Below are 11208 nucleotides of genomic sequence, written 5' to 3' on the forward strand. Positions count from 1 at the left end.
TCGTGCACACCCAATCACCGTCGCTCGCTACTATCTCGACTTCACCTTGGACTCACCTCAAATACGCGGTGTTCGAAAACGGTTCCCCTGTGCCAATCCGCTGACTGACCTACCATGGTGCCCATGAGCAACTACCGAGTCTGGGCCCCGTACGCTTCCGAAGTCCGTCTGCTGTTGGGCAATCCTGACGCGCCAGCGATTTTTGATATGCATCCAATCGCTGACGCCACCGATGGCTACGGCGCCAACTCTGGTTGGTTTGAAGCTGATGTGGCTCGTACACCGGGGGATCGCTACGCATTTTCGCTGCGGGCACATGCGGGATTCGGCGCGCCTGACGACGAATCGGGGGACGGCTCCTCCCCTGCTGTCGGTGACTGGACAATACCGCTGCCAGATCCGCGTTCCCAGTCGCAGCCGGATGGTCCGCATGGTTTCTCCGAGGTCGTTGACCTGGGTGCCTATAAGTGGAAGGACTCGGCCTGGTCGGGCCGGATTCTGCCAGGAGGTCTGATTTATGAGCTGCATGTGGGCACCTTCAGCGATTCTGGTGATTTCGAAGGTTTGGTGGAACATCTAGACCATCTGATTGAGCTGGGGGTAACACATATTGAGCTGATGCCAGTGCAGCCTTTCGGTGGTGACCGTAATTGGGGCTATGACGGTGTGTCCTGGCACAGCGTGCACGAGGGCTACGGTGGCCCGCGGGGTCTACAGAAGCTGATTGATACGTGTCACCGAAAGGGTTTGGCTGTCATCTTGGATGTGGTCTTTAACCACTTTGGTCCAGACGGCAACTATGTGGGATTTTTCGGCCCCTACACCGCTGGTGGTTCGACGGGTTGGGGTGAGGTTGTCAATCTCACTGGCGACAACTCTGATGAGGTGCGTGCGTATATTTTGGATGCAGTGCGCCAATGGCTGGTGGATTACCACGTCGACGGTCTTCGTCTGGACGCGGTCCATGCCCTGCATGACGAGGGGGCATTCCACATTCTGGAGCAGATGCAGGTTGTCGCAGACACTGTCGCAGCCGAGACTGGTATTCCGCGTTCTTTGATTGCAGAGTCCGACCAGAATGATCCGCGTTTGGTCCGCCCGCGCGCTGCAGGTGGCTTTGGCCTCAACGCTCAGTGGGATGATGACGTCCACCATGCACTGCACACGCTGGTCTCTGGCGAGGACCACGCCTACTACTCAGACTTTGGGTCGGTGGAAGCGCTAGCTAGTGCTTTGGAAACTGGCTTCTGGCATACGGGCACAATGTCGACGTTCCGTGGTCGCACTCATGGTCGTCTCTTCGACCTGTCTGTACAGCCCATGCATGCTTTCGTAACGTACACGACCACACATGATCAAACGGGAAACCGCGCTGTCGGTGACCGTCCGTCGATGAACCTCACTCCGGCGCAGCAGGTTTTAAAGGCAGCAGTTATCGCCTGCAGTCCTTTCACCCCGATGCTCTTCCAAGGTGAGGAATGGGGCGCCTCTACCCCGTTTGCTTTCTTCTGTTCCCATGAAGATCCGGAGCTGCAACGGCTCACGCGCGAGGGACGCCTACGTGAGTTTGCCCGTGCCGGGTGGGATCCGAAGGAGGTATCCGACCCATCGGATCCAGAGACCTTCCACCACTCGAAGCTCAATTGGCAGGAGGTCTCGGAGGGCTCGCACGCCACTATTCTGGCGGCCTACCGCGATCTCTTCGCGCTGCGGAAGTCCCACCCGTCGCTTCGCACTCCCTGGTCGGCATCTGTGGTGACTGAGTATGACGAGGACAATCGTTGCCTCGTCGTTGTGCGCAGCCAGGATGAGCGCGAAATGGGTGCCCGAAACTCGGATGCCTTTGAAACTGTCGCTTTGGTGGCGAATTTCTCCGACGCCGAAACCAGCGTCAGCCTGGATTCCGAGTTCGGTTCCGCCCACCTGCTGCACACTTTTGAAGACGCAGCAGCCAGCATCGTCAATGACGAAGCTGCCGGTCCCGAAATCTCGCTTCCAGCGTGGGGCTACGCTGTCGTCTCGCTCAGCTAGTCAGCCGGATTTTCAGCCTCGGTGTCGGACTCTTCCTCATCCGCTGCACCCGACTCGGGTGCTGGCCACGGCAACTCGGTGACATCACCGTGGAGGACGTGAGCCACCAACGCGTCTGCGATGAGAATATCGCTCATCACCAACGTCGGAACCAGGTCCGCCAGCTGAGCCCACATCGGAATCAGCTCACGGACAGCGGCGACACTGGCATCAGAGTTCTCAGCCTGAGTACGAGCCAATACGCGGGCAGCCACTGCAATAAGCAGTGACGTTCCCGGCACCAGAGTCCAGTGCAGCGAAGGATCATCCGCATCGATGCCGTCGAGCTTGTGGAAGCGCACATTGACCGCCTTGCGCAGTCGTGGAGACGCCTTCGATACCGTCTTAAACAACACCCGAGAGGCGGCGGCAAGCTGGGTCATGACACCGGATTCCACAATCTCAGCACGATTGCGTACCACTTCGTAGATTGCGGTGAAGCGAGCGTCATCGTCGGTCAGCGGACCCGGGACCATGCGGTAAGGATCAAAGACCTGCGACAGAATAGCGCTGGCCTGTGCTTCCGGCAGCGAGGTAATCTGCACCGAGCTCTGGTCGATAGTAGCGGACTCCAGGGTGGTGTCCTGGCCGCTGGCAGCAATGTCCAGCAGTCCCTGGCCACCAGTTGTGCGCAGGTAATCCAGCTGACGAGAACGGTCCACGCTCTCATCAGTGAGATCCGCCAATGCTGCCAATGCACCGAGCCACGGCACACGGCGACGCCCCGGCACTGGCTTAGTAGCGCTGAAGTCTCCCAGCACGAGTCCGGAGGCGATAAACATACCCGGCTGATCGTCGAGCGCGATGACTGAACGGTTCAACGCTGCCAGACCAGCGCGTGGTTCGGCACACAAGATCGCACCCAACCTAGGTGCGGCCAGCAGCGGATTCGCCTGCACCATGTCGGTTGCACGACCAGCCCGCAAGGTCGCCAGTAGTGTCCACAAACGTGCGAGCTGATCCTGATTTAGCTCGCCCCACAGTTCCTGCGCGCGAGCAACGGGATCGGTGTCCTCGCCATCGAGGTCGATAGCCTCTGCATCATCGACATGATTCAGAATGGTCGACCCGGCCGCCGGCCACTGCGGGTGGCGTTCCTTTTCCACACCGAGAGTCACCTGCGCGACAAATGGGCCAAGGCCGCGGAGTTCGGCGGGAAGCTCGCATTCGCCCTCTACGACTTCCAGGGCGACGGGTTCGCGCCACGGCTGACCGGCGGCCCAGAGCCACAGGGTCATCGGCAAGTGCGAAACGTCGTCAGCGACATCAACCTCGATGATGTCAGTGGCTTCATCGTTGAAGGCAATCTGGCGGATGGCATCGCGGGAGGAAGCCTCCACCAGTGGTACAGACAGGCGCTTCCGTCCCGTCACACGTGTCCAGTCCAAACTGATGCGCAGGGCCTTCAGCAGGGAGATACGGTCGGCAAACTTGCCGAACTCCGCGTAGCCAGTATCGCCGAAACGCTTGATGGGGACACGACAGATGTCGCGCTCACCGCTGGAAACTGCAACATGCGCATGGCGCAACTCGCCCGGGGCATTGACGACAATCTTGCCGAAGGCATCGACACGCTTCGGGCGGGTGACCAATGTAGTGGTGCGGCGGGCGACGGATTCGTCGGCAAGCGGAACCTCAAACTGCAGCGTGCCTGGCGTGACCTGCAACTGCAGCCATGCGCCTTCTTCGGTGGAAAGCTCGACGGTACCTGTGACTTCGTCCGCCCCGAGGCGTACGATAGCGGGCTCGGCGTCAAGCGGCTTGTCACCCGAGACAACGCGGATGTCGGCGGGGCTCAGCCCGTCGATGGTTGGGATGCGGAAGCCGTCGCCACCACCGCTGTAAGTAATCGTGAGGTCTGCCTGCTCGGCAATGGCGAAGTGCTTCTGGAAGCTGCGGCCACGCGGATTGACCAGGCGAACCACGAACTCGCCGACCCACGGATAATCATCATCGGTAAGGATCTCAACCTCGCCACCCGCGGCGGGCACCTCGAGGTCATAGACCATGACGGAATCCGTGGTAAACGCACCATAGCCACCAAAATCGGTGACAATGGCGCGCCAGGACTCGTCCTTACCGGACAGCGTCGGCGGGAACACAGCGACCGGCCCACCGGCGTAAACCGGGGTGCCGTAGGCAGACACCGTGCCGTCGAGACGTGCGTGGGGCATGGTCATTCGCGGTTGCCGCTGCGGTGATGCCGAGCGAACCTCGCCAGCCGCCCCGGACCGACGAACCTGAACTGCATGAACATCGCGAAGGTCGATCTCAGCGACTTGCCACAGCTCCCAGTTAAATGGGCGCGGGTCCGATAGCAATGGCACCTCAGCGCCTGTGACGGGGTCAACGAGTGTGGCATCAACCGGGTAGACCACCGTAGCGGACGTCGAGTGTAGCGAGACCTTGTCTGTGACTGACTGACCGTCGGCACCGAAAATGAGAATCGGGTCCTCAGTGCTAATCGCGGGGACTCGCCAGTGCTTCTCATCGCCGATTTCCACCAGCACATCGCGCACCGGCTCATCGATGGTCACCACTGGACGCGGCAGCGAATCCTGCAGGCCCACCACCGGCGTCGTTGCTACCGTGCCGCCGAAGGTGACACGCCAGGTCCGTCCCGCCGGATCCAGCGGCGTCGGTAGCTGTACGCCAACGGTCTGCGTCAGCTCATCGAAGTACAGCTGCGGGCGGCCGGTCGTTGCCACCACGCCCACGGCTTCACGACGATTCGCAGTACCCGCCGGACGCATACGCAGCTCTTCACGCGCAGCGGCCACCAGAATAGGCGGCAGCCCCGCATCGAGCTGGCCGAGTTCTTCCCGAGCCTCCCAGTTGGCCGGATCAGCGGCGGTGGCAATGGCGTAGCCGAGGGTTGCCTTAAACAACTTGTGTGCCTGACGAGGTGCCGTCCTGGCCAACTGCCGCAGCGCCAGCGGGTAGACACCATCTTCCGCCTCTGCGATTTCGGTCAGCAGCTCCTCGAGCAGCGGATGAACCTTCGACAGCGCCTGTACCAAGTCATTTGATGAAGGGTCGGATAGCTCCGCTACCCCGGCAAGGTCCTCGCAGCGCTCGATAATCAGTGGCATCACTGACAGCTGCACTCCCGCGTGCAGCAAAAGCACCTGCGCTGCCCGCTGCAGCGGATCCGCGTCGGCTTGGTTGCTGTCGACGTCGTTAGGCAAACCAGCTTTGGCCAGCATTGTCGGCACTGCGGCGGCGAGGTGCTTGATGAGCGCGCCGGTAGTGTCAGCGTCTGGATCCAGCTGCAGAGCGGCTGGCCAGTCCAGCCACATTTCGCTTGCCGACGCAACACGCGCGGCGCGTCCTACCAGCGAGGCAAGGGTGACCAGCGGGTGATTGTCAACGACACTTTTCGCAGCTTCAATATCAGCAGCAGTACCGCCCGCCAGATGATGGGCCAGGAGCGTTCCCAGGAAGCGGTCGATACGCTCAACCTCGTCCATCGCCAGCCCTGACCAGACAAACAGTGGCTCAACTTTGGCCTGTGTGGCGGATTCCAGCAGACCCGGAATCCGGGTGGCCAGGTCCTGCTCTGCGGCAGCCAGCCACATTTCGACAATCACGGTATTTTCCACTCGGACACCCTGGTCGACACTGCTTGCCCCAGTCATAGTGGGTGGACGCTCCCCTTCGCTACAAAGCTTGCTCGAAAAGATTCATTTAATTAACGGAGCTGGGAGGACTTCCTCGGAGGTTTCCCAGCTGGACCCAGCAAGTCTAGGTCAAAAAGTCATACTCTGGTGTGCCGGGTACCAGTCGGCGGCACTTCAGCGGCGAGGCATCCATGCGTGCCAGCAATTCCTCGAGGTCAGAGGCACGACGTAGCTCAATACCGACAAGAGCCGCGCCAGTTTCGCGGTTGTTGCGTTTGAGGTACTCGAACTGCGAGATGTCGTCATCCGGGCCGAGAACATCGCTGAGGAACATGCGGAGCTGGCCGGGCTTCTGCGGGAAGTTGACCAGGAAGTAGTGCTTGAGGCCGCGGTAGACCAGCGAGCGCTCCATGATCTCGGCATAGCGCAGCACGTCGTTATTACCGCCCGAGATGATGCAGACAACAACCTCGTCCGGTTCAAACTGCATCTGCTCCAGAGCTGCCACAGACAGCGCACCGGCCGGCTCAGCGATGATCCCTTCGTTCTGATAGAGATCCAGCTGCGCCTCACAGACCGCGCCCTCCGGCGCAATCATCGGATGAACGCGGTTGCGGTTGGCCTCCAGGATGTGCCATGGCAGGTCACCGAAACGGGCCACCGCGGCGCCATCGACGAACGGATCGGTGTGCCCCAGCGTAATCGGGCCGTTGTTCTCCAGGGCTGCGCGCATGCAGGCCGCACCCGCAGGTTCCACCCCCATGACCTGGGTGTTAGGCGACATATCCGACAGGTAAGAGGTGACACCGCTGAGCAGACCACCGCCACCGACCGGTACGCAGATGGTATCCAAGGTCAACCCCTGACCGGAGAGCTGCGCAATAATTTCAGCTGCGACAGTGCCTTGTCCGACGATGGTGTTGAAGGAGTCGAATGGCTCCACCATGGTGGCACCAGTGCGCTGTGCGTCAGCACGCGCCGCAGCGGCGGCCTCATCGAAGGAGTCCCCGACAACGACAATCTCAACGGCATCGCGGCCGTGGTAAGCGATACGGTCGCGCTTCTGCTTCGGCGTGGCATTGGGCACATAGATGCGCCCCTTAATACCCAGCTGACGACAGGCATATGCCACGCCTTGAGCGTGGTTTCCTGCAGATGCCGCAACGACGCCTGCTGCTCGCTCTTCGTCGGTGACCTGAACCATGGCGTTGTAGGCACCGCGAATCTTGTACGAGCGCACGTCCTGGAGGTCTTCCCGCTTGAGGAATACCTTAGCGCCGGTGATTTCGGAAAGACGTGGGCTGAACTGCAGCGGAGTGGCCGCAATAACCGAAGAAATTCGTGCCTGCGCAATCTGAATATCGGCCGCGTGGACAAGTCGGCGTTCGGTCTGGGAAGCAGGCACGGAATTCTCACTCATGAGCTATGACTCTACTCGGTCATACAACCGGTTGCGACAATCAGGGCCACGATAAGCTACCCCAAAATGCTGGCCCCAATCGTCGCCTTCAGATCACCAATCAAGCTGGCGTCCCGGTCAACCCGCAAGTGCTCGCCGAGAACCAAAGTGGTGTGGGAATCGCCGTCGACAAGCTTGAGGTAAACGTCGGAGTCGCCTGGGTTGTCCAGCAGTACTGACTTCAGCTTGGCAATCATCTCCGGAGTGCACTGATCAGTGCGCATGGTCAGACGCAGCGGCGCCGAAGTGGAGCCATTACGGCCAAGATCCGGCAGCTTCAGGTCATCACAGACCACACTCATGCGGTCATCGCGGTACTGAACGCGGGCACGAATAAGCACGATGGCGTCTTCAGCAATGCTGGTGGCAATCATCGCGTAGGTTCTCGCAAAAGCCATAACTTCCACGCGCGCGCCGTTGTGGTCCTCAATACCGATAATCGCCCAGGGCTGGCCGTTCTTATTCACGCGACGGTCAACGCTAGAGACAATGCCACCAATAGTGATTTCGGTGTTGTTAGCGACTTCCCCACCGACGACCGTGGTCAAAGCGGTATCGGTCTGCGCGGCCAGCGATTCTTCGAACCCATCGAGTGGATGACCGGAGACATAGAGGCCCAGCATTTCTCGTTCCAGGGTCAGCTCGTGCTTGCGATCCCACTTTTCATCCGGCACACGGATTTCAAAGATGCTCTCCGATCCGGTGTCCTCTTCCCCACCGAAGCCCGCAAACAGGTCGAACTGTCCCTTGTCTGCAGCCTTCTTGGTCGACAGCACCGAGTCAATGGCCTCTTCGTGAATGAGCGCAAGGCCCTTTCGTGGGTGCCCCAGCGAGTCGAAAGCGCCGGCCTTAATCAACGACTCGGTGATGCGCTTGTTACACGGCAGCGTCTCAATCTTGTCCAGGTAGTCCGAGAACGACGTGAACTTGCCCTTCTCCTCGCGCGTCTTCACAATCGACGCGACCACATCATGGCCGACGTTGCGGATAGCGCCAAGGCCGAAGCGAATATCCTCACCGACCGGCTCGAAGTCCATACCCGACTCATTGACATCCGGCGGCAGCACCTTAATGCCAAGGTGGCGACAGTCCGACAGATAAATAGCCAGCTTGTTCTTATCATCCGCCACCGAGGTCAACAGCGCCGCCATGTACTCAGCGGTGTAGTTGGCCTTCAGATACGCGGTCCAGTAGGACACCAGGCCGTAGCCCGCCGCGTGAGATTTGTTAAACGCGTACGAGGCGAAGGGCAGAATAATATCCCACAGCTTCTGGACAGCATCCTTGGAGAAACCATTCTCCAACATGCCGCCTTCGAAGTTCACGAACTCCTTGGCCAGCACCTCGGGCTTCTTCTTACCCATGGCCTTACGGAAACCATCTGCTTGGCCCGCGGTGTAATTCGCCAGCTTCTGCGAGATCTTCATGATCTGCTCCTGGTACACGATCAGGCCGTGTGTTTCTTCCAGGATTTCTTTCAGCTGCTCATCCAGTTCCGCGTGGATGGCGTTATAAGGCTTGCGACCATTCTTAATATCCGCGTAGTCAAAGTGCGCGTTCACACCCATCGGCCCCGGACGGTACAGCGCCAGCGATGCCACGATGTCGTCGAAGCCCGTTGGCTGCATGCGTTTGAGCAGCTCACGCATTCCGCCACCATCGAGCTGGAACACACCGAGGGTGTCACCGCGCGACAGCAGCTCATAGACCTTCGGATCATCGGTCTGAAGGTCATCGAGCAGAACTGTCTCGCCTCGGTTGGACTTGATGTGCTCAATACAGTCACCGATAACCGTCAGGTTTCGAAGACCCAGGAAGTCCATCTTCAACAGACCGATGGCCTCACACGCCGGATAGTCCCAGCCAGTGATAATCGCGCCGTCAGCCTGTCGCTTCCACATCGGGATGTGATCCAAGAGTGGCACCGACGCCATCACCACGGCACAAGCGTGCACGCCGGTCTGCCTAACGACGCCCTCGAGACCACGGGCTGTCTCGTAAATTCGAGCCACATCCGGGTCGGTTTCAATAAGCTGACGAACCTCGGCGGCCTCGCCGTAGCGTGGGTGCTCCGGGTCGACGATGCCGCTCAGCGGAATGTCCTTAGCCATAATCGCAGGTGGCAGCGCCTTAGTAATGCGGTCTGCAATCTGGTAACCCGGCTGACCGAACTGCACACGCGCCGAGTCCTTCAGAGCCTGCTTGGTCTTCACCGTACCGAAGGTGACCACCTGCGCCACCTTGTCTTCGCCCCAGCGATCTGCCGCGTAGCGAATCATTTCATCGCGGCGGCGGTCGTCGAAGTCGATATCGATATCCGGCGCGGACGGACGCTCTGGGTTCAGGAATCGCTCGAAGAGAAGACCGTGCTCAATCGGGTCGATATTGGTAATCCACGTCGCGTACGCAACCAGGGAACCGGCAGCGGAACCACGCCCCGGACCGACCTTGATGCCCACCTCACGGGCATGGCGGATCAACTCCGCAACGATAAGGAAGTACGACGGGTAGCCCTTACCGTCAATAACCTCAATTTCGTACTCCGCGCGCCGGATGTACTCCTCCGGTACCTCGCGCCCTTCAAAGCGCTTGCGCAGCCCCTCCATCACGTTGTGATGCAGCCATGTCGTCGGCGTCTCCCCTTCCGGAACGTCCGCCTTCGGCATGCGATCGTGCGGGTGCTCTTCCCACAGCTCGTCGTAGTCCTCAACGCGCTCTGCGATGAGCAGCGTGTTATCGCAGGCACCCGGGACTAGGTGATCCCAGGTCGCGCGCATTTCTTCGGCGGACTTAATAAAGTAGCCGTCACCGTCGAACTTAAAACGGTCCGGGTCATTGAGCGTCTTACCCGTCTGCACACAGAGCATGGCCTCGTGAGCCTTGGCCTGGTCACGGGTGACATAGTGACAGTCATTCGTAACCAGTGGCGGCAGGTTCAGCTTCCGGCCAATCTCCAGTAACTCACTTCGCACACGGGTCTCAATATCCAGCCCGTGATCCATCAGCTCAAGGAAGTAGTTTTCCTTGCCGTAGATGTCCTGCCACATTCCGGCGGCCTGCAGAGCCTCGTCGAACTGCCCCAGACGCAGACGCGTCTGCACATCACCCGACGGGCAACCAGTGGTCGCGATAATGCCCTCGGCGCGTTCCGCCACCAACTCGGCATCCATACGCGGGTACTTACTAATCTGCCCCTCATACGACGCCATCGACGACAGGTAGAACAGGTTCCGCAGACCCTGCGCATTCGCAGCCAACATGGTCTGGTGCAAGTAGGAACCGCGACCCGAGACGTCATCTCGACGCTGATGCGGCTCACCCCACTGAATGCGCTTTTTATTAAAACGGCTCTCCGGCGCCATATATGCCTCAATGCCGATGATTGGCTTGATGCCCTTGGACTTCATCTGCCGATAGAACGCATTCGAGCCAAACATATTGCCGTGGTCGGTGACACCGACCGCAGGCATTCCCTGTCGCGCAACCTCGTCGGCGAGCAAATCAATCTTCGCCATACCGTCGAGCATGGAGTACTCGGTGTGATTGTGGAGGTGCACGAAGGAGGAGTTAGCCATGAGTCCAGATTGTAGACAATCCCCCGGACTGAACAAGATTCCTTCGAACACCCAAAATGAAGCAGCCCCTTATGCCTGCACAGTTATAGCTAAAGACGTGTGCAACATCACTCTTACTTTTCCTTTACTTTTCAAAACCAGTTGACAATACTCAACACCACGGTTCGTGAGGAAGTCCTCATATTTCCTCGCGGCCGCTAGCCTTTCCGTGTTAATCCCAAGCAAAGAACCAAAGGAGCAATACAGTGTTCGCACCACTTTCCGATGGCCACTTCACCTACTTCCCCAAGCCCGAGCTTGACGAGGTTCTTGCAACCATCGACCGCCGCCCCGTTGCCGCCGGCTACCTCATCGATGGCGATGTCATCACCTCCAACATGGATGCCGCCCGCTACAGCTGGCTGGTCTAAAAAAAGCGCAGACCTGGAAAATTCTGACTTTCTTTTCAAAATCAAAGACAGTACAGGTTTTCAATGATTACGTT

General features: G+C 59.3%; 5 protein-coding genes. 2 read left to right on the top strand and 3 right to left on the bottom strand.

Annotated features, from left to right (window positions below; all coding sequences use genetic code 11):
• Positions 1 to 114 precede the first annotated feature (114 nt).
• Positions 115 to 2031, top strand: a complete 1917-nt coding sequence (treZ, locus tag CRD18_RS05445; RefSeq protein WP_070429574.1) for a malto-oligosyltrehalose trehalohydrolase — start codon at positions 115 to 117, stop codon at positions 2029 to 2031.
• Here the strand turns inward: treZ and CRD18_RS05450 are convergent.
• The 3 genes from CRD18_RS05450 to dnaE all read right to left on the bottom strand — a co-directional run bounded on the left by CRD18_RS05450 (position 2028) and on the right by dnaE (position 10724).
• A complete protein-coding gene (locus tag CRD18_RS05450) occupies positions 2028 to 5708 on the bottom strand; it encodes a hypothetical protein (protein WP_187406577.1) in 3681 nt (1226 codons plus the stop codon). The genes treZ and CRD18_RS05450 overlap by 4 nt on opposite strands.
• 106 nt (positions 5709 to 5814) lie before the next feature.
• The gene (gene ilvA, locus CRD18_RS05455; protein WP_049190440.1) at positions 5815 to 7110 is read right to left on the bottom strand and encodes a threonine ammonia-lyase IlvA; all 1296 of its coding nucleotides are present in this window, start codon (positions 7108 to 7110) and stop codon (positions 5815 to 5817) included.
• Between the two features lie 56 nt (positions 7111 to 7166).
• Positions 7167 to 10724, bottom strand: a complete 3558-nt coding sequence (gene dnaE, locus CRD18_RS05460; RefSeq protein ID WP_016422978.1) for a DNA polymerase III subunit alpha — start codon at positions 10722 to 10724, stop codon at positions 7167 to 7169.
• A gap of 245 nt (positions 10725 to 10969) precedes the next feature.
• Between dnaE and CRD18_RS05465 the strand changes: the two genes are divergently transcribed.
• Positions 10970 to 11134: a hypothetical protein gene (locus CRD18_RS05465; RefSeq protein ID WP_016422979.1), complete on the top strand. Its 165-nt coding sequence runs from the start codon at positions 10970 to 10972 to the stop codon at positions 11132 to 11134.
• Positions 11135 to 11208 lie beyond the last annotated feature (74 nt).

This window comes from Corynebacterium sp. LK31, from assembly GCF_014335015.1.
Taxonomy (GTDB): domain Bacteria; phylum Actinomycetota; class Actinomycetes; order Mycobacteriales; family Mycobacteriaceae; genus Corynebacterium; species Corynebacterium jeikeium_D.

Coding starts and splice junctions, on each gene's coding strand:
- treZ (WP_070429574.1), top strand. CDS start 115: ATGGTGCCCATGAGCAACTACCGAGTCTGGGCCCCGTACGCTTCCGAA.
- CRD18_RS05450 (WP_187406577.1), bottom strand. CDS start 5,708: ATGACTGGGGCAAGCAGTGTCGACCAGGGTGTCCGAGTGGAAAATACC.
- ilvA (WP_049190440.1), bottom strand. CDS start 7,110: ATGAGTGAGAATTCCGTGCCTGCTTCCCAGACCGAACGCCGACTTGTC.
- dnaE (WP_016422978.1), bottom strand. CDS start 10,724: ATGGCTAACTCCTCCTTCGTGCACCTCCACAATCACACCGAGTACTCC.